Origin of the sequence: Hirschia litorea, from assembly GCF_042665075.1 — a bacterium.
In the GTDB taxonomy this organism is placed as follows: domain Bacteria; phylum Pseudomonadota; class Alphaproteobacteria; order Caulobacterales; family Hyphomonadaceae; genus Hirschia; species Hirschia litorea.
Window position 1 is genome coordinate 69,636 of the sequence record NZ_JBHTBR010000004.1, and the last position, 20,430, is coordinate 90,065.

General features: G+C 47.6%; 17 protein-coding genes. 12 read left to right on the plus strand and 5 right to left on the minus strand.

What is annotated here, in order from left to right:
- Positions 1 to 54: 54 nt before the first annotated feature.
- From ACFQS8_RS07545 to ACFQS8_RS07595, 11 genes are all read left to right on the plus strand, one after another.
- Positions 55 to 1,431 carry a flagellar hook-basal body complex protein gene (locus ACFQS8_RS07545; protein ID WP_382166692.1) on the plus strand — a complete coding sequence of 459 codons (1,377 nt, stop codon included), beginning with the start codon at positions 55 to 57 and terminating at the stop codon, positions 1,429 to 1,431.
- Between the two features lie 200 nt (positions 1,432 to 1,631).
- Complete coding sequence (gene sciP / locus ACFQS8_RS07550) at positions 1,632 to 1,904, plus strand: CtrA inhibitor SciP (RefSeq protein ID WP_382166693.1); 273 nt, start codon at positions 1,632 to 1,634, stop codon at positions 1,902 to 1,904.
- A 250-nt stretch (positions 1,905 to 2,154) separates the two neighbouring features.
- A complete protein-coding gene (gene fliF / locus ACFQS8_RS07555) occupies positions 2,155 to 3,876 on the plus strand; it encodes a flagellar basal-body MS-ring/collar protein FliF (RefSeq protein WP_382166694.1) in 1,722 nt (573 codons plus the stop codon).
- Between the two features lie 38 nt (positions 3,877 to 3,914).
- Positions 3,915 to 4,949 carry a flagellar motor switch protein FliG gene (fliG, locus tag ACFQS8_RS07560; RefSeq protein WP_382166927.1) on the plus strand — a complete coding sequence of 345 codons (1,035 nt, stop codon included), beginning with the start codon at positions 3,915 to 3,917 and terminating at the stop codon, positions 4,947 to 4,949.
- Positions 4,950 to 4,951: 2 nt separating this feature from the next.
- On the plus strand, positions 4,952 to 5,575 hold the full coding sequence (locus ACFQS8_RS07565; RefSeq protein WP_382166695.1) for a FliH/SctL family protein: 624 nt from the start codon (positions 4,952 to 4,954) through the stop codon (positions 5,573 to 5,575).
- Positions 5,576 to 5,597: 22 nt separating this feature from the next.
- Positions 5,598 to 5,945: a flagellar motor switch protein FliN gene (gene fliN, locus ACFQS8_RS07570; RefSeq protein ID WP_382166696.1), complete on the plus strand. Its 348-nt coding sequence runs from the start codon at positions 5,598 to 5,600 to the stop codon at positions 5,943 to 5,945.
- Between the two features lie 79 nt (positions 5,946 to 6,024).
- Positions 6,025 to 7,428 carry a sigma-54-dependent transcriptional regulator FlbD gene (gene flbD / locus ACFQS8_RS07575; protein WP_382166697.1) on the plus strand — a complete coding sequence of 468 codons (1,404 nt, stop codon included), beginning with the start codon at positions 6,025 to 6,027 and terminating at the stop codon, positions 7,426 to 7,428.
- Positions 7,429 to 7,434: 6 nt separating this feature from the next.
- Entirely contained in the window at positions 7,435 to 9,555 is a 2,121-nt protein-coding gene (flhA, locus tag ACFQS8_RS07580) for a flagellar biosynthesis protein FlhA (protein ID WP_382166698.1), read from the plus strand.
- A gap of 75 nt (positions 9,556 to 9,630) precedes the next feature.
- Positions 9,631 to 10,623, plus strand: coding sequence for a flagellar biosynthesis protein FlhF (locus ACFQS8_RS07585; protein ID WP_382166699.1), 993 nt, complete (start codon positions 9,631 to 9,633; stop codon positions 10,621 to 10,623).
- Entirely contained in the window at positions 10,623 to 11,459 is an 837-nt protein-coding gene (locus ACFQS8_RS07590; RefSeq protein ID WP_382166700.1) for a nucleotide-binding protein, read from the plus strand. Before ACFQS8_RS07585 ends, ACFQS8_RS07590 begins: the two co-directional genes overlap by 1 nt.
- A 196-nt stretch (positions 11,460 to 11,655) precedes the next feature.
- Positions 11,656 to 13,635, plus strand: coding sequence for a putative bifunctional diguanylate cyclase/phosphodiesterase (locus ACFQS8_RS07595; protein WP_382166701.1), 1,980 nt, complete (start codon positions 11,656 to 11,658; stop codon positions 13,633 to 13,635).
- Between the two features lie 46 nt (positions 13,636 to 13,681).
- On the opposite strand, the gene ACFQS8_RS07600 is transcribed toward ACFQS8_RS07595, so the two are convergent.
- Both ACFQS8_RS07600 and fliI read right to left on the minus strand, forming a co-directional pair.
- Positions 13,682 to 14,095 (minus strand): flagellar FliJ family protein, encoded by a 414-nt coding sequence (locus ACFQS8_RS07600; protein ID WP_382166702.1) that lies wholly within the window; start codon positions 14,093 to 14,095, stop codon positions 13,682 to 13,684.
- A gap of 69 nt (positions 14,096 to 14,164) precedes the next feature.
- Positions 14,165 to 15,610 carry a flagellar protein export ATPase FliI gene (fliI, locus tag ACFQS8_RS07605; protein WP_417461787.1) on the minus strand — a complete coding sequence of 482 codons (1,446 nt, stop codon included), beginning with the start codon at positions 15,608 to 15,610 and terminating at the stop codon, positions 14,165 to 14,167.
- A gap of 302 nt (positions 15,611 to 15,912) precedes the next feature.
- Here fliI and ctrA point away from each other — a divergent pair, with 302 nt between their 5' ends.
- Positions 15,913 to 16,617 carry a response regulator transcription factor CtrA gene (gene ctrA / locus ACFQS8_RS07610; RefSeq protein ID WP_382166705.1) on the plus strand — a complete coding sequence of 235 codons (705 nt, stop codon included), beginning with the start codon at positions 15,913 to 15,915 and terminating at the stop codon, positions 16,615 to 16,617.
- A gap of 133 nt (positions 16,618 to 16,750) precedes the next feature.
- Here ctrA and ACFQS8_RS07615 read toward each other — a convergent pair whose 3' ends face one another.
- The 3 genes from ACFQS8_RS07615 to ACFQS8_RS07625 form a co-directional block, all read right to left on the minus strand.
- Positions 16,751 to 17,209 (minus strand): hypothetical protein, encoded by a 459-nt coding sequence (locus tag ACFQS8_RS07615; RefSeq protein WP_382166706.1) that lies wholly within the window; start codon positions 17,207 to 17,209, stop codon positions 16,751 to 16,753.
- Positions 17,210 to 17,308: 99 nt separating this feature from the next.
- A complete protein-coding gene (locus ACFQS8_RS07620; RefSeq protein WP_382166708.1) occupies positions 17,309 to 18,118 on the minus strand; it encodes an alpha/beta fold hydrolase in 810 nt (269 codons plus the stop codon).
- Between the two features lie 79 nt (positions 18,119 to 18,197).
- The gene (locus tag ACFQS8_RS07625; protein WP_382166928.1) at positions 18,198 to 20,402 is read right to left on the minus strand and encodes a primosomal protein N'; all 2,205 of its coding nucleotides are present in this window, start codon (positions 20,400 to 20,402) and stop codon (positions 18,198 to 18,200) included.
- Positions 20,403 to 20,430 lie beyond the last annotated feature (28 nt).

The window sequence follows — 20,430 nt, forward strand, 5'->3', positions numbered from 1 at the left end:
CATCTCATAAGAAGATGCGGGTAATAGAGTGGGTTTAGTTTAAGGAATACCGCCATGAGTATAGGTTCAGCACTCCTCGCAGGAACAGCAGGTCTACGCGCAAACGCATCCGCAATGGCTGCGGTCTCAGAAAATATTGCAAACGTAAATACAGTTGGTTTCAAACGTTTACGCAATGACTTTACAGCCATGCTAAACAACCAAGCATATCAAACATCTTATAATGCTGGTGCAGTTAGCTCCAAAGCAACTTCGCTAATGCGTGAGCAAGGTACTCTTCAAACCTCATCCGTTACAACGCACATGGCGATTTCAGGTGAAGGTTATTTCGTAACCAGAGACCGTGCAGGCAATGCGACAGCCGCCGATGAATACACATATACACGTGCAGGTCAGTTCTCTCCTGACGCGAGCGGATATCTTCAAAACAGCGGTGGGCAATACCTATATGGATGGCCAATTGGTGCTGACGAAGTTGTAAACGCCAGCCCCACAGACCTGACAGCATTGCGTCCTGTGCGCGTATCAGGATATGGCGGTATCGCAGAAGCTTCCGCGAATTTATCCATCACTGCAAATTTGAATGCTGACCAGACGGTAAATCCAGCAACCTATACAACAGGTGCTTTAGCCGCTGGCACTATCACGCCTGATTTCACAACACCTTTGGAAGTCTATGACACCAAGGGCGGTCGTCACACTGTAAATTTCTCATTCTTAAAGACTGCAAACCCGAATGAATGGCAAGTGGAAGCATATGTTACGCCAGCTTCAGATATAGAAGGCGTTGCAGACGGGCTTTTAGCCAGCGGTAGAGTTGTATTCACGCAAGCTGGTTTAATCGATCCGGTGGCCACGAACGCACTTCCAGACGGGTTCGATCCTGAAGGCACACTCGACATTGGTGCATCTGACGTTACCGCAGCAGGTACTACGCCGCGTTGGGCTGATGGGTTGGGGATAGATGCACAATCTATCCAACTCGATCTTGGTGACGGAAACAGCACGATCGGTCTTACACAATACTCATCCGACTCAATCCTAGACACATCCGCAGTTGATGGTGTGCCTTTTGGTTCGCTCGCATCTGTCGATGTTGACCAAGATGGTTTTGTGATCGCCCAATACACGAATGGCTTTAGCCGTAAAATCTTCCAAGTTCCCGTCGCAACCTTCGGAAATGAAGGCGGCCTCCTCGCTCAAGCCGGTAGCAGCTACCGAGCAGGCCCAAATGCAGGTGATATGAACCTACGCGCCCCTAAAACGGGTGAAGCCGGTACAATCGTCTCCAGTGCGCTAGAATCTTCTACTGTTGATCTTGCAGAAGAGTTTTCAAACCTAATCACAACACAACGTGCTTATTCTGCATCTTCTAAAATTATTACAACAGCAGATGAAATGCTTGATGAGCTAATTCGTATCAAACGATAAGTAATTAAGACTATTATCGCCTATTTAGCGATTTCTGCTCCATTCTGAAACAAAAACCACCCCAAAGACAAACAAAACGTCTCTGGGGTGTTTTTTTATTCTTGAAATTTTCAATAAAACCCTCGCATTGACTTCAGTCTGAACTTAAAACCATTCGTATATGGTGATCAGCATAGACCAGACCAATGAAAGGGAATTCTATGCTGACCCAGAACGCGAAAAGCGCGGCAGTTATCGGACCCGACGGAAAAACACTAACGCTGGATGATCTCCCCTCTCCAGACATCAAGCGTTGGGTTACCCGTCGTAAAGCAGAAGTCGTTGCAGCAGTACGCGGCGATTTGCTTACTCGCGATGAAGCTTGCGCACGTTACAAAATCTCATCTGAAGAGTTTGAAGGATGGGAAGCACTTTACGACCGTTTCGGCGTAAAAGGACTTCGTACAACCCGCCTACAAAACTACCGCGCCTAGGTCGAATATATAGCTAAGTGAAACAAGACTCTGTTATTGGCTCACTAATGTAGCTATTTTCAACTTAAAGCAAAAATTTATGCCTCGTTCTTCTCAAGAGCGAGGCATATTGCTGTTTGAACACCGTTTTTCTGCAAATTATTAAAACAAATGCCATTGTTTTCGTTCTTGTTAATGAGACGTTTACAGACTGCTGGGAAATTATTGCCTAACGACCTCATTTTGGGGTGCAATAATTACCGGGTAGATAATGGCCGATTCAGACTCATTCATTCAGAAGTTCCTTAAGGGCGGACAGTCACGTATCGTTGCCGCGCTTGTGGTGACTGCATTAGTGGGCGCTGGCTTAGGTTTTATCATGCTGCGCGGTAGTACTGACCAAGCGCTCCTCTATTCTGGGTTGGATCTTACTGAATCTGCAGAGATTTCTGGTCGTCTAGACCAAGCAAACATTAGTTACACCATACGCGGAGATGGTGCCTCTATCTTCGTTGACCGAGATCAAGTGCTTGATGCACGTATGATGTTGTCGGAAGAAGGTTTGCCTACTCGCGGCGCAATGGGATATGAAATTTTCGATAAAACTGAAGCACTTGGCACAACCAGTTTTGTGCAAAATATTAATCGTGTTCGTGCGTTAGAAGGCGAATTAGCTCGTACTGTTAGCTCTCTGGACAATGTGCGCGGTGCCCGTGTTCACCTTGTGCTACCCGAGCGCCGTCTGTTTGAACGTGACGCGCAGACCGCCTCCGCCTCGGTTGTTATGTCAGTGGCTGGCCGCGGCATGACACCTGCTCAAGTGCGCGCAATCAGAAACCTTGTCGCCGGCTCAGTTCCAAACTTAGAAGTAAACCGGATCACACTTTTAGACGATAAAGGTCGTTTACTTGCAGCTGGTGCCGAAAATGGCGAAGGCGGATTTGGTGATGGCAATGTTGATGAACGCCAAACATCTATTGAGCAACAAATCCGTTCTAAAGTTCTGACAGTTGTTGAGAGCGTAACAGGACCAGGCGCTGCTCGTGTAGAAGTCGCCGCAGACATCGACTTTAACCGCATCACACAAAGTTCAGAAATTTTTGATCCAGATGGCCGCGTCATTCGTTCTGCGACAACAACTGAAGATTCAAACCGTGAAACAACGACAGATCCAAACGGCACTGTGACTGCAGCCAATAACATTCCTGAAGGCGGAGATGTTGAAGCGGGTAACTCCCCTACCTCTCAAACGGAATCAAACCACATTCAAGAAACAACAAATTACGAAATTTCTAAAACAACTAAAACCGAGATAACCGAAGGTGGACGCATCCGTAAAATCTCAGTTGCTGTTGCTTTGGATGATGTGCGTATCGCTGGTGCAGATGATGAACCTGCCAGTTTTGCGCCCCGCACGCCTGAAGAAATTGCCAGCATTGCTAAGCTTGTAAAATCTGCTGTGGGATATGACGAAACACGTGGCGACATAGTTGAAGTGGTCAACGTCTCCTTTATGCGTCCTGAAACGTCGCTCGACCTTGCCATTGAAGAGCCCAACATGTTGGGTCTTACCAAAGATGACATTATGAGAATTGCAGAAGTTGCCGCCCTGTTTGTAGGCGCAATTCTTCTCATCCTTTTCGTGCTCCGTCCATTGGTGAAAGGATTGATGAACCCCGCTTCTAATGAAGATTCATTTTATGGCGGCGAAGCTGCGCTTCCTGGCATGGGACGCGGCAACACAAAATCGGTTCAAATGTCAGAAAACCTTGTCCTGCCGGGAGCCGCAGGTGGTAATTCAGCAAATACCGAAAGCGAAGACGAAGACCCAATGAGCGGTCTGGGACTTGATGTTGCGCGCATCACAGGACGCGTGAACGCTTCTTCTGTTAAAAAAATCTCCGAAGTTGTTGAAAGCCACCCTGACGAGTCGATCCAGATTATACGCTCTTGGTTATCTGAAGATGTGAATAAAGGGAGTGATGCAGCATGAGCAATCTAGCCGCTGAAGCAGAAGAAGCTCTCAAAACCATGTCAAAAAGAGAAGCCATCCAGCAAGCTGCTGCTGATGGTAAAAATCTTACAGGTTCAGAAAAAGCGGCCATCTTATTGTTGGCACTAGGTGAAGAGACAGGCCCTATCTGGGCGGCACTTGATGATGAAGAATTACGCGATGTATCCGCCGCAATGTCCAGCCTTGGTGTGGTTCAATCTTCTTTGGTTGAAGATTTGATTATTGAGTTCGTCGGTAAACTCTCCACATCTGGTTCGATCACAGGTAACTTTGAGCAAACCCAACGTCTTCTCTCTCAATTCCTTCCAGGTGAAAAAGTGGATTCACTCATGGAAGAAATTCGCGGACCTGCCGGTCGTACAATGTGGGACAAGCTGGGTAATGTATCCGAAACAGTTCTCGCAAACTATCTAAAGAATGAATACCCACAAACAGTGGCTGTGGTCCTATCCAAAATCAAATCCGACCACGCTGCGCGGGTTCTCGCCTGTTTACCACCAGATTTCGCAATCGAGTGCATGCAGCGCATGTTGCGTATGGAGCCAGTTGCGCGCGACATTATCGAGAAAATCGAAGTCACGCTCCGCACGGAGTTCATGACCAATCTCGCACGTACATCCAAACGCGATAGCCATGAGCAAATGGCCGATATTTTCAATGCGTTTGACCGCCAAACCGAAGGTCGTTTCATGACGGCGCTTGAAGAAAAAAGCAAAGAAGCCGCTGAAAGAATTCGTTCTTTGATGTTTGTGTTCGACGATCTAGCCAAATTAGACCCAGGCGGAATTCAAACACTTCTAAAAGCTGTTCCTAAAGAAAAACTGACCCTCGCCCTAAAAGGCGCAAATGAAGAAATGCAGGACCTGTTCACATCGAACATGTCGGAACGGGCTGCTAAAATTCTAAAAGAAGACATGAACTCAATGGGGCCGGTAAAACTTAAAGACGTCGATGCAGCCCAACAAGACATGGTCTATCAGGCCAAGGAATTAGCCGATCGCGGCGAAATTATGCTTGCAGATGGCGGCGCTGAAGATGAGTTGGTGTATTAATCATGGCTGAAGTAAAACCCTTTGAATTATATACCGAATTCACCCCAACAGGTGAAGTTCTATCCGGCAAAAAGCCGGCATATAAGCGTGTTGAAGAGGTTGAAAAGGAAATCCACCAAGCGCGCGCCCAGACGCAAGATGCCGTCATGGCCAGCGTTGAAGCGCGCATTGCAACTGCTCTTGAAACAATCGCGGCAAACCTCACTCCCAGTGAGCAAGTCGTCAATCAAGTGGCACTGACTTTACGCAACCAAGCAATTGACCTTGCCCTTGCTGCATCCACTGTCATCGCAGGTAAAGCTTTAGATGAAGATGGTCATAAGGCTGCAGAAGAAGCTGTTGCTGAAGCTTGTAAACAACTTCGATCTGAGCCGCGCCTCATTGTGACTGTCGCGCCAGATGCAGAACTACCTATCAAAATGCGCCTGCAAAACATGCCTGACATCGCAGACCGTCTACATTTTGTAGCGGACCCTACTGCACGTCCAGGCGATTGGCGTATCGAATTTAATGGCGGCGCAGCAGAATTTAGCCGCGATGCCATCAGTGAAACAGTTGAAAAATGCCTAAACAATCGCAAAGCCGATCCTATTGAAGATCAGCTCGATTTGTTTGGTGCAGCTTAATTGCAAGTTTTAGGAGAGCAAAATGTCTAATGACGATCTCAATTTCCCAGAACTAGAACCAGGCATCAAGCCGGTTGCAAACCCTATTTCTCCATCCGTTGAAGCAGAACGGCGTGAAAAATTCGCGGCTGACCTAGCTCCCATGTTTGATGTTCCTGTCTCAGTGCAAGCCGTGATTGGACGTACAACAATGGAAGTTTCCGAACTGATGCACCTTGGCGAAGGTTCCGTATTGGAATTGGACCGCCGCGTTGGTGAAGCCATTGATATTTATGTAAACTCTCGCCTCGTTGCTCGTGGTGAGATCGTTGTTGTGGATGATCGCCTCGGTGTGACCATGACAGAGATAATCAAGAATGCTGGCGGTTAACCGTCCCCCTCAAGGCTGAAAATTTCAGCTACACAATTCGATTTTTGCCAGAACAAGATTTTTGGAAAGTGAAGACATTATGCGCGTACTAATTATTGGAGATCTGGGTGGCCAGCTATCAGCAGCAACGAAAATTGCTTTTGAGCGCGGCGCACAAGTATCCCACGCTGCATCCCCCGCTATAGCACTAGATTCACTTCGCGCCGGACATGGCGCAGACCTTGTTATGGTTGATGTGAAAGCTGACATTGCATGGCTTCATGAAGCACTTCAATCTGAGCGTATTGCAGCGCCTATCGTTGCATGTGGCGTTGAAGCAGATGCTGATGCAGCAGCTTCTGCTATTCGCGCAGGTGCGCGTGAATTTATCCCACTTCCACCGGATGCAGAGCTGATTGCTGCGGTATTATCTGCGGTGTCAGATGATGAACGTCCAATGATTGCTGCAGACCCTGCTATGGTTCAAATTGTAGAACTAGCAGAACAGATTGCACCTTCCGACGCTTCCGTACTTATCACAGGTGAAAGCGGTGTTGGTAAAGAAGTCATGGCGCGTTTTGTCCACCGCAAATCTCGCCGCGCAAGCAAACCATTTATTTCTGTAAACTGTGCTGCCATTCCTGAAAACCTACTTGAATCCGAGTTATTCGGACATGAAAAAGGTGCTTTTACAGGCGCAATGGCGCGCCGGATTGGTAAGTTTGAAGAAGCTGATGGCGGCACACTCCTTCTGGATGAGATTTCAGAAATGGATGCACGCTTGCAGGCAAAATTACTACGCGCCATTCAAGAACGTGAAATTGATCGCGTGGGTGGCACAAAGCCAATCAAAGTGGATATCCGTATTCTAGCGACCTCCAACCGTGATTTGGCACAAGCTGTGCGCGAAGGTGATTTCCGTGAAGACCTTCTTTATCGCTTGAACGTCATGAATTTATGTATTCCTGCCCTTCGTGAGCGTCGATCTGACCTTTTAAAACTGTCGGAATTCTTCATCGAAAAATACAGTGCTGCGAATGGGCTTCCAAACAAATCACTTTCAGATGATGCGCGCGCGCAAATAGAAGCTTCTCGCTGGCCGGGGAATGTGCGTGAACTTGAAAACGCAATGCACCGTGCTGTCATTCTATCTCGCGGACCCGTGATTGAGACAGACGCAATACGTACGCCTGATGGTGCACCTCTGGGTGGACGTGGTGGCTATAACCCACATGAATCACAATCAGATATTGCGGTTCAACGCGTCGCTGAAACAGCACACACAGCTATCACAGCAGGATTAGCGAGTATTCAAGTTGGCCGGACAGTGGCTGAAGTTGAGCAAGATCTTATCCTCTCAACATTAGATCACTGCCTAGGAAACCGCACACATGCGGCGAATATTCTTGGGATTTCAATTCGCACGCTGCGCAACAAACTTCGCACCTACACAGATGCTGGAGTTGAAGTTGCAGCTCCCGGCGAAACTAGAGCGGCAGGCTAACCACTTATGGCTGAAGCAACTAAAGGCACTGGCGGTATTTCCATAGGCGGGTTCGATATGAACGCGCTTGCCAAAGGGGCTGCCAAAAGTGAGGTCGCGCTTGGCTTGGGTGTGATGACATTGATCGTCATGCTGATCGTGCCATTGCCGTCTTTCCTGCTGGATTTTATGCTGGCTATCTCCATTACATTCTCAGTGCTTGTTTTGATGACAGCTTTGCTCATTCAAAAGCCATTGGAATTTTCATCCTTCCCTTCTGTCTTGTTGCTAACAACCATGTTGAGGCTCGCACTCAATATGGCGTCTACGCGCTTAATCCTCTCCAAAGGAGATCAAGGACCAGAAGCTGCAGGAAGCATCATCAAGACTTTCGGCTCATTTGTGATGGGCGGAAATTATGTGATCGGTGTGATTGTGTTCATTATCCTCGTGATTGTGAACTTCATGGTCATCACCAAAGGTTCTGGCCGTATTGCGGAAGTTGCAGCTCGTTTCACCTTGGATGCGATGCCTGGTAAGCAAATGGCGATTGATGCTGACCTATCTGCCGGCATGATCAACGAAGATGAAGCGCGCACAAGACGTAAAGAACTTGAAGGCGAGAGCAATTTCTTCGGGGCCATGGATGGTGCGTCCAAATTTGTTCGCGGCGACGCTATGGCGGGTATTATGATTACCGTCATAAACATTATTGGCGGCATTCTAATTGGTGTCGCTCAAAAGGGTCTTCCTTTTGGTGAAGCTGCCCAAACATACACAATGCTAACCATTGGTGACGGGCTCGTATCTCAAATTCCTGCGCTTATTATCTCTGTTGCTGCGGGTATGTTGGTATCTAAAGCGGGTGTTGATGGCTCAACTGATAAAGCACTTGGCACGCAATTAATGGCCTCGCCTCAAGGCTTATCTATGGTGGCGGGTATTGCTGCATTTGCTGGACTTATGCCTGGCATGCCAATGATTCCGTTCTTTCTACTCGCCGGTGGAGCTGGCTATGGTGCATGGCGTGCAGCGACAAACAAAGAAAAAGCTGTTCAAGACGCGATCGTCAAAGAGAATGAGATAAAAACAGACGCCACAAAGAAATCTGCGGAAGCACCTATTTCAGACAGCGTTGCAGTGGATGATCTCAAAATTGAACTTGGCTTTGGCCTCTTGTCACTGATCAATGAATCTGAAGGCCGCAAGCTTACAGACCAAATCAAAGCTGTGCGCCGCCAAATCGCATCTGAATTTGGTTTCATCGCCCCGCAAGTTCGTATCGTAGACAATCTCGAACTAGGTTCAGAAAACTACCGTATCATGATTAAAGAGGTTGAATCTGGTGGCGGCTTGTTACGTCCAATGCTTGATATGGCGATGGATGCATCAGGCGTAGCAACTCCAATCTCAGGTGAACGTGTAAAAGAGCCTGTGTTTGGACTTCCAGCTGTTTGGATTGACAAGTCTATCAAAGAAGAAGCGGCAATGAGTGGGTATACAGTTGTGGACGCTGCAACTGTTTTAACAACGCACTTTACTGAGCTTGTAAAAGAAAATATGTCTGACTTGCTTTCCTTTACAGCTCTAAAGGAACTAACAGACGCCTTGCCATCTGCGCAAAAAGCTCTGCTTGACGATATTGTTCCCAACCAAATTACAATGTCTGGCATTCAGCGCGTCTTGCAAAACTTGCTACGTGAGAAAATCTCTATCCGTGATTTTGCAACGATTTTGGAAGCAATCGCCGAAGCATCTGGCGCTTCTACAGACCTCATGCAGATCACTGAACACGTCCGCACACGTCTTGCCCGTCAGCTATGTAACGCCAACCAAGCACATGATGGCCAGCTATCAGTCGTGACACTATCACCCGTATGGGAGCAAACCTTTGCAGAGGCTCTCATCGGAGATGCAGGCGCACGCCAGCTCGCGCTTGAACCTTCTCGCTTACACGAATTTGTAGGTGAAATGCGCCGCGTATTTGAAGCGGCTGCTCAAACGGGAGATACGCCTGTCCTACTCACATCTGCCCCTATTCGCCCTTATGTCCGCTCACTCGTAGAGCGTTTCCGCGCCCAAACAGTGGTCATGAGCCAAAATGAAATACATCCCAAAGCCCGCTTGCGGTCTGCCGGATCTATCTAAACACATAACAAGAATGACACCCCAAATGACCCACCAGTATATTAATTTCACACTGCCATTCAGGAGGCACCTACCATGAGAATGAAACTATTCTCCGCAGCCACCATGGAAGAAGCCATGGAGCAAATGCGGGCAGAGTTAGGTTCGGACGCGGTTATTCTTTCAACCCGCAATGAACCCGGCAATGTCGAGGTACGCGCTGCAGTAGAGCGCGCACCTAATGCGCGTTTTGCAACTCCCGTTTTTTCAGAAACCCGCCCGAGTTTCGACAACACCACACGCGAGCGCATTAAAGATGTAATGAGCTGGCATGGTGCTCCAACTGGCTTTACTGACATTGTAACCAGCGCTGGTCTGAAATTGATGGGCGCGACAGCAGACCCAGGCCCAGCCCTTGCTGCTGGTCTTGAGGGTGTCTTGTCATTCTCACCCGTTCACTCCGACACACGCAAATCAATCCTATTGGTCGGTGCGCCTGGAGCCGGAAAAACTTCGACAGCTGCTAAACTTGCTGCTGTCACACGCAACTCCCCGCTGGGTCTTAAAGCAGCGTCTGCTGATTTTGATGCTTCCGGCGGACATGCCAGACTAGCTGCCTATGTTGGCCGCCCTGATGTTGGTTTATTTAAATCGCCTGAAGCTTTGCAAAACCACCTTGCTGCACGCACAGCTTCTGAACGCAAACTTGTTATTGATGGCCCTGCTTTTAATCCGGTAAACCCGAATGAAATCGCTCGCCTTCGTAACTTGCTTTATCATGTCGATGTTGAACCAATCTTGGTCATGTCAGCAGAAGGTCATCCTGAAGATCTTGAAGATAATGCACGTGCTTTCGCAAGTGTTGGCGTTAGAAGGGCAATTTTAACTAAATTAGATGTAGTAAGACGTAGAGGAGGTGCTTTTGCTGCACTTTCTTCGTCTCGGTTAAGTATCGCTCAACTAAGTTTGACGCATTCTATATCAAACGGGCTGATTCCCGCGACGCCATTGCGAATAGCAAGATTGTTGTTGGAAACAGCACCAGAGAACGGATCAGGGTCAAGTATGTCTTATAGAGGAGCTGCATAATGTCGTTTCCTGGCAAAAAATCCGGACACATGTCCTCAGGACCGCGCATAGCACCGGCCCAAATTCTCGCAATTGCTTCTGGCAAGGGTGGCGTTGGTAAGACATGGATGTCTACAACCCTCGCAGCTAGTTTTGCTAAAGCAGGTAAACGCACCCTACTCGTGGATGGCGACTTAGGATGTGCGAATGTAGATGTTCAACTAGGTATTGCACCTGATACAGACCTTGCTGCCGTTATGGCCGGTTGGGTTGAGCTTGATGACGCAGTTACGCCCGTAAATGGTGGTGCTGGCGCTCAAGGTGGTTTTGATGTGCTGCCTGGCCGTTCTGGTTCTGGCGCACTTGCTGAACTACCAAAAGATGATGCAGCTCGTTTAGCCGCTGGTCTAACAACTTTAGCGATGCAGTATGATATTGTATTGGTTGACCTAGCAGCTGGTATTGATGCCAACGTTATGCGCCTTGCACGTGCCGCAGACCGCGCACTTGTGGTGGCAAATGACGAGCCAACATCAATGACAGATGCGTATGCCTTTATCAAAGTTCTTCGTGGATATGCACCAAGCGTTGCACCATGGATTGCAGTGAACATGGCAGATACACGTGTTGCAGGTCGGCGCACATATGAAGCCCTTGCGCGTGCAAGCCAAACATTCCTTGGTTTCCGCCCGCCTTTAGCTGGTATCGTTCTTCGCGATTCCAAAGTTCGTGAAGCCATCCGTACACAGAAAACTATCACGACTTTATTTCCTGATGCACAAGCAGCAATTGACGCTGAACAGATTGCTGAAGCAATCTTACGCGGCGGCGCTGACTCAATAGCCGAAGCGAGCTAGTAACTAGCTGATACTAAAAAGAAAAATCCGCCTGCTATGTAGGCGGATTTTTTTATGCTCAATTTTTGTTTAAACCTAAGCGCGAAAAACATTTAAATTAATAGTAAACGAAATTGACCTGATTTTTAAACCCAGTCACATCAAGGTTTTAATCATACTGATATAGCCTCCTAATTATAGCAGGAGGACTACATAAGTGTTTTCGAGATTTCTATCTCTCTTTAAAATACATAAAAACGAGCCGGAACTAAACCGCGCTCGCTATGATGCTATTAAACTACAGCTTCCGGTAAACTATCTATTATTGACGTTCGCAAGTTTGGGTATGTGTATTACGCACATGCACCTACTTCCGGCATATTTACTATTTCCTGTCCCTATATTCTTTTTCGTCGTCAGCGTTATGAGAGCCCCTGCAGCGCTGAACAAAAATACGATTCAATTAACTGACGAGCAAACAGTATTTCGCCTGCAATTATCAGTTAAAATCTCACCGATTATCGGCATTCTGTTATTTGCATGGAATGTTATGCTGTTTGAAGCAGGTGATGGCGCTTTAAGAGGATTGGTTGTTTTCTATTCCGGCATCACCATTATCGGCGGTGCAATGACATTGTTGGCGGTGCCACAAGCCGCTAAAGCAATGTTACTATCCAACATTCCCGCCACAGTTTTATATCTGCTGATCCAATTTGATCCTATTTATGCAGTTTCCGCACTCAACTTATCCATGGTTGCAGGTGTATTATATTTAGCAATTCTCAGCCAAGACAAAGGCATGAGTGACATTGTACGCCACCAAAAGGCTCTTCTTGGACAAAGTAAGAGGCTGGAATTGCTCAATGCCGAGACCTTGCGCTTAGCAAATACTGACCCGCTCACAAAACTGCCCAATAGAAGAAGTTTCTTCCAAACTATCGAAGATACAATTGAAGATTATAGCGACGACAATGCAGAATTTGTATTGGCGCTTCTTGATCTGGATGGTTTCAAGCCTGTGAATGATGTGTTTGGCCACCCTGCAGGAGATCATTTACTCGTATCTACAGCGAAACGTTTATCAGCTCGTCTTGGAAGTGATGTTGTCATAGGGCGTTTGGGCGGTGATGAGTTTGGTATTCTCTTCTTGAAGCCTCATGATGACAAAATGATGCTGAAGCTGTCGGAAGACATATGCAACATGCTGCGTGCGCCCTTCAAGTTGGACGAAGGGACTGCCAATATTGGTGGAACAATTGGTCTTGCACGCTTCCCTCAAGCAGGTAGAAAACGCTCTGTGCTATTTGATCGCGCCGACTACGCACTTTGCTTTGCCAAGCAAAATACAAAGGGTGCTCCTGTATTCTTCTCCGAGAAACACGAAAACAGTATTCGCGATGCCCTCGCTTTAGAGCAGAGATTGACCGAGGCTGACCTTGAGAAAGAATTATACGTCGAATTCCAACCAATCGTGGATACACAACACAACCGCGTAAAAGGGTTTGAAGCGCTTGCACGCTGGTACAATCCGGTATTGGGGCAAGTGCCGCCAGATGAATTCATCAAAACCGCAGAACAGGCAGGCAGTATTCGCGTTCTCACAACCCTCCTTCTTCAATGCGCCTTGAAAAGCATGAAGAACTGGCCGGAAGATATCTATCTGTCGTTCAACCTGTCAGCGATCTTACTCTCCTCCACGTCATGTATGCAGCGCCTCATTACTATTATCGAAGAAGCTGGTATTGCGCCAAACCGTATCGTGTTCGAGATCACCGAAACCATGATCATGCAGGATTTCGATCGGGTGATTGAATCTCTACACTACATTCGTAGTCACGGTTTTGCACTTGCATTGGATGACTTTGGAACTGGGTATTCAAGTCTTAGCTATGTTCAAAAGTTACCAATTGACCGCTTGAAAATTGACCGTTCTTTCATCAAGGACATGGCCAAGAACACAGCTGATCGTAACATTGTGCGTACAATAGCTGACCTGTGCCGCAACCTTGACCTGGATTGTGTGGTTGAAGGTGTTGAAACCGAGCGCCAATTGCAGCTCGTCACAGATTTAGACCTGCACTATATCCAAGGCTATTATTTCAGTCGCCCACTTGCGCCGGCCGCTGCACTGGCTTTTGCACAAGTCATGAATGAAAAGCCGCCAGAAAAGAAAGTCAGCAATCAAAATCGGTGGTGAAGGTCATTCGCTGATTAAATAGCTCGTCAATCAACAGAAATAGAAATCAGGCGCGACGCGTTAAAGCCGCCTCGTCGAGTTGAGCTTGCTCTCGGGTTGCCAGCTCTTTATCTGCTCTAAGTTTATACTGAGTTTGCAAGCTCTCCAGCTTTGATTTTTCCTGATAAGCTACAACTAATCTGGCGCGCACATGCTCAATGCCCGCTTCAAGTTCCGCAATTTCCATATCAAGTCTATTTTGTTCGCCTTTCAAGCGATACATATAGGCAGGAACGCTCGCTAATAATTGCAGATCCAGATTATCATCTCCCACCATTGCTTGTTCAGCTTCACCCTTTGCTTGCGCCGTGGCTTTAGCCATACGAAGCCCTTCAATACGCGCTTGAGCTTTCGCAATCTCAACAGCAATAGCATCAATATTGCGTTGGGCGAGTTTTATAAGTGTAGGTAGTGATTTCATAATTTACATTCTGAAGGAGTGAAGCAAAGAACTCGTAAAGGAAATGCATTTCCTAACAAAAGATGGCGCTTAATTACCGCCTAATTGTTTTGCTAATGAAGACCGGTTGGCACTTCTACGGTCCCCACCTTGTGCTGCCATGGTTGCCTCCCCCGCATGCACATGCGGATTTGGTGCAGCTGGACTTTCCACGCCTATACCGAGCACATTCGCCAACATCGCAAACGTTTCCTCAGGCGGCGTAGCCTCATCAACGTGCTGCGTCAGAATTTTCTCAATTTCTGGAGATAATTGTACTGCCCGATCAACTTCCGGATCTGCCCCGCGTGCATAAGCGCCAATACGGACCAACTCTTCCATATCTGAATAAAGCGACATCAAACGTCTAGCCTGTCGAGCAATTTCAGCGGTCTCTGGTGTATATAAATGGCTTGCTATACGAGAGAGCGATTTTAGAACATCAATAGCAGGATAGCGCCCGCGCTCAGCTATTTTACGGTCCATAACAATATGACCATCCAAAATACCACGCACCGCATCAGCTACTGGTTCATTGTGATCATCACCATCAACCAGCACTGTGAACAATCCCGTAATATGCCCCTGAGGGTGACCATTGGGAACGATTTGCCCCGGCCCAGCTCGTTCTAACAGTTTAGGAAGTTCAGCAAAAACTGACGGGGTATACCCTTTAGTTGTTGGTGGCTCGCCAGCTGCCAAACCGATTTCACGTTGCGCCATCGCAAAACGCGTCACAGAGTCCAATAGACATAAAACTTTACAGCCTTGATCGCGGAAATGTTCTGCAACTGCCATTGTCATCCAAGCAGCTCGGCGGCGACGAGGCGCAGATTCATCAGATGTTGCTGACACAACAACCGACCGGGCTAAACCATCAGGTCCAAGCGTATCCTCAACAAACTCACGTACCTCGCGGCCACGTTCCCCAATCAAGCCAATAACAACAACATCTGCTTGCGCGTTTCGAGCGAGCATAGACATAAGTGTCGACTTACCCACGCCTGAACCAGCGAAAAGTCCCATTCTCTGTCCAACAGCACATGGCGCAAAGCCATCAAGCGCGCGAACACCCAATGACATAGGCTCTGAAACACGTGCACGCGAATGCGCTGCTGGTGGAAGAGTCTTTATTTGACGCGAAATTGTACCTTGAGAAAGTGGCCCTTCACCATCAACTGGCGCTCCAAATGCATCCACAACACGGCCAAGCCAAGAATTTGACACACGAACAAGTGCATCTTCTGAAGAAAAACACACCGCAGCACCCGGACGTAAACCTTCCACATCATCACATGCAAGAAATACGGCTCTATCCCCTTCAAACCCAACAAGCTCCCCACGGGGGCCGTCTTTGTCTCCAAAGCGTGCATAAGCGCCCAATCGCAGAGCTTCGGCTGGACCTGTCGCCTCTATTCGCAATCCTTCAACGGCGACAATTCGGCCTTCAAACAATTGTTTTTCAATGTTTTTTATATCTTTTATCGCTTGTTGCAGCACGTAAGCACACCTTCACCGAGTCGCTTTGAGTCAATAGAGTAAAGCCGAAATATTCTTGCTTTTCTGACTCGGCAGAATGTGCCCATTGCCCTAAGCTAGCGTTAACGCAGGTGATTCTTCACTCAAAATTTTGAGAAAATATTTCGCATATTTTTTTCAATATTTATGCAACTTTAGGCACCTAAATTAATATTCCGCCAATAGGTGTGAAGGCGCGTTAACACTTCTTAAAGAGTTAATATGCTTGATTGTTAATGGTTAATACGTTGATATGGACGTAAGTGATTCGGGAGAGCCTTATGCGGGTCTTGTTGATTGAAGACGATGATGCGGTTGCACGCAGTATCGACCTAATGTTGAAAGCCGCCGGCTTTAACATCTACATCACGGATTTGGGGGAAGAAGGCGTGGACCTGGGTAAGGTTTACGAGTACGACCTCATTATCCTTGATTTATCATTGCCAGATATTTCTGGTTACGAAGTTTTGAAACAGTTACGCATGTCGCGTATCAATACACCTGTGTTGATCTTGTCTGGTAACCCAGACATTGAAGCCAAGGTCAAAACTCTTGGTTATGGGGCAGATGACTACCTCACAAAACCATTTAACAAAGATGAGTTGATCGCACGTATTACTGCGATTGTACGCCGCTCTAAAGGTCACGCTGAAAGCGTAATCCGTACAGGCGACATCCTTGTGAACCTTGATGCGAAAACAGTTGAAGTTAAGAACCAACGCGTTCACTTAACTGGTAAAGAATATCAAATGTTCGAGCTTCTTTCTCTACGTAAGGGCACGACCCTCACAAAAGAGATGTTCCTAAACCACCTTTATGGCGGCATGGACGAGCCTGAACTAAAAATCATCGACGTGTTCATCTGTAAACTTCGTAAGAAGCTACAGAAAGCAACAGGTGGTGACCACTTTATCGAAACAGTTTGGGGCCGTGGTTACGTTCTTCGTGACCCTTCACCACACGCAATGACTGTCGACGCGGCTTAATCTCCCCGTCGATAGACACTTAGAATTCTCCTCATTTCACTTTGAGGAATGGCTAAACTAAACCCGCAAAGCAACAGCTATGCGGGTTTTTTGTGCCTGCGAAACGAAATACTATTAATTCAATTTGTTAAGTTTAGGCCTTCACGCGCATCGCTAGTAACTTCATCAATTTTTCATTCAAAACACGCTGCTCAGCACGCGCTTTGAGCTTTGATCCATCGACAAATTGCGCATGAAATCGTACACGCCTTGAGTTTTTAATGGCAGCAGCTGCTGCAACGCCTCCAATGACTGAATTGGCCCAAGTGACAATTGCCTTTTGTCCCCACACAAACTCAGGCAACATGAAGTTGGCTCCTGCGCCCGGCAAACCAGCCAGCCCTGACGCCAATACTGCTTTTGTCCAATCGCTTGATTTATCCCACCAGCGTATCCACCAATTATCTCGAATTTGTACGGACACTATATCTTCAGAACGATAACTAACAGCACGGTATTTCCCACCCTCGCCGATATAAAGCTGAATACCAGTACGTACGAACCGCGCTTTGGGATGAGGCAGGAAATCACCACCTGTCACTTCTATTTTCATACGCGCCTCCTACAAACTGGCACGAAGAATACACAAAGATTTTGGCGAAGCTATGATTGATTTAAAACGTGCTTATGAAAGCCACAACTAAGCCAATAATTAACTAGCATCCAAAGCTGTTTTAATTACGCTTATCGCCTGTTCACGGTGAGCATCTAGAAAGCCGTGCCCCCAGTTAGGGCAATCGACAACTTCACCATTTTGAAGCAATGGAATAATTCTTGGCGTATAGAAAGCCAGATCATCATCGGGCATTAAAACTGTGATTCTGTGAGGCAATTTTTTCACCGTCTCAGGATAAGTCGTCGCATATTCAATCGCGGCGCGATGGCCCCAATCATAGTTTTCACCCGCACGCAAATTTTCAGAAAATGTCACCGCCATCATTTCCAATGTCATCCCCGGTCCTCGATGCGCTTTCACGGCGGCCCACATCTTTTTGAAACGCGTTCCTTCTGCATCTAGAGGTGTGAAGGAATAAGTTTGCTTCATTTCCGCGATATCTTCTGCAGTGAATATTGGCGCTGAAACCATAACAATACCACCAACGCTTTCAGGGCGCTGCCTTGCAGCCTCAGCAACAACTTCAGACCCTGTATGATACCCTAAAAGGTCAACCTTCCCTAAATCCAACGCATCCACAACATCCCAAACACTCTGCGCATAATCCTCGATCGTCACATGCGGATCTGAAGGGGGTGGATCTGATTCGCCAAATCCAGGATAATCGTGCGCAATGATTATCCGATCGGTCGATGCATCCTCAACGAAACCAGCAAATAGCCGACCTGATTTCGGGCTCATATGCATCATGAGCAAGGGCCGCTTGCTCATGATTTTAGGCACTGCCATCCGCAAATGGATTTGACCAAACGCCCCATCCACAAACATTCGTTTCGTTCTCGCCATACCAACCTCATACAAATGATATATCATTTATAAGTGCGTGTATTGATATCTGTCAAACGCCCCAATCTATGGATTGAAATTACATGAAACTATAAGGCTCTATATCCAGCGACACACGCACAGAACTAGACAGCTTTATACGCTCTCGCCAAGACGACACATAAGCTGACAAATCTACATTTCGGTTTGAACGTATTAATAAACGACGACGATGACGCCCTCTAAGCACCGCTATCGGCGCTGGTGCTGGCCCCCAAATATCCACACCATCCACATTCGGCGCGCCCTGTACAAAGGCAGATGCAGCATCATCAGCGGCAAGAGAATTTTCAGCCGAAATAACAACAGCCGCCAAACGGCCAAAGGGTGGAAATCCCAAATCTTCGCGTGATTTCATTTCCAACTCCATGAACCAATCACGATCATTGGCTAGAAGCGCCTGAATACTAGGAGAATCTGGTGCATACGTTTGAATAATGGCACGCCCCGGTTTGTCAGCACGTCCTGCACGACCAGAGACCTGAGAGAGCAATTGAAATGTACGTTCACCTGCGCGCAAATCTGAGCCTTGGCCGCCCTTTAAGCCAGAGTCAGCATCTACTGCGCCAACCAAGGTAAGGTTCGGAAAGTTATGGCCTTTTGCTGCAATTTGAGTTCCGATGAGGATATCTACCTGTCCTTGCTCCATGCGGTGAATAATGCCATTGAGTTCTTCTGGACTTTTAGCGGTGTCTGATGAGAAAACCTCAACTCTTGCGCCTTGAAAAAGCCCGCGCACCTCTTCTGCCAAACGTTCCACACCAGGCCCAACACCCATTAGGGAATCTGCCGCGCCGCAATGTGGACAATTGACTGGCTTTTTCATCATAAAACCAGTGAGGTGACACACGAGCATTCCCGTATAGCGATGTTCGGTAAGCCAGCTTTCAGTATCTGGAGCCTTCAATCTTTCGCCGCACCCCTTACAAATCACCAATGGCGCATAGCCGCGACGATTGAGATATAAAAGCGACTGCTCCCCCGCGTCTAAGTTTTGCTCTAACGCGTCGATAAGCAAGGGCGACAGCCAGCAATCTTTTGCTGGAGGGTTTTGCTTCATATCTGCGAGTAGAATGTCTGGAAGCACCGCAGCGCCCGGTCTCGCAAGGAGTTTTATGTGTTGATACCTGCCTTGATATGCATTTGCCAGCGTTTCAAGGGATGGTGTCGCAGAGGCTAAAACAACCGTTGCAGCGCCTATATGTGCGCGCATGACAGATAAATCACGCCCTTGATACACAGCGCCTTCATCCTGTTTGTAGGAACCGTCATGCTCTTCATCGACAATGATTAGGCGCAAGTTTTGAAAAGGCAAAAACAGGGCTGATCGGGCCCCCACAACAATTTGCGCACGACCAGCGCCCACTTCACGCCACACGCGGCGGCGCTCTTTTTGAGTCGCGTTAGAATGCCATTCAGCTGGTGCAGCGCCGAACCGGTTTTCAAATCGCTCCCTTACAGCCTGTGTCAATGCGATTTCAGGAAGCAGAACAAGAATCTGCGCTGTTTGGTCTATTCGCAATGCTTCTGCGATTGCCTCAAAATAGACTTCCGTCTTACCTGACCCCGTGACACCGTCGAGCAATATTGGCTTAAATGTCTGGCTGCGCACAGCCTCACACAAAGCGTCAGCGCCTGCTTGCTGCTCGTCAGTTAGGTCAAACCCTTTTAATTCAGAGTTAGGCTTTCTAAACGGTTTATCTATCGGAAATTCTTCCTGACCAAGCGCATCAGCCTCGATTAAACCCTTTATTACCCCTGCCGAGACCCCTGCCTGCCTCGCTAGTTCTGCTGCTGTGATACCTGCCTGCGCAGTGTCTGGTGCGATAGAGAGCACCTTCTGGCGGGCAGGTGTTAGTCGCGAGGGTGCGCCCTGCTTTTTAAACACGTAATTTTCAACTGGAGACGGCAATAAAGCATCGCGAGAACGCATACACATAGCCAACATATTGCCCAAAGGCGTACATGTATATTTTGCTGACCTATCAACAAAATCGCGGATAACTTGCGGCAACAAAGGCGCGCTTTCCAATACGCTTTCCACATATTTAAGAGGACGCTTAGAAGGCCCATCTTTTAGAGACCACACAACCCCCGTCACTGAACGCGCACCAAGTGGTACAGTAACGAATTGGCCAAGTTCTACTTTCATATCTTCATGCAAGCGATAGTCGAATGCTTCAGGAAGAGGCATTGGCAGCAAGACACTTGCAATTTGATAATCTGGCTCGGGAAAAAGACTCATGCGCCAATTCTCGCTTGTTGCACACGCC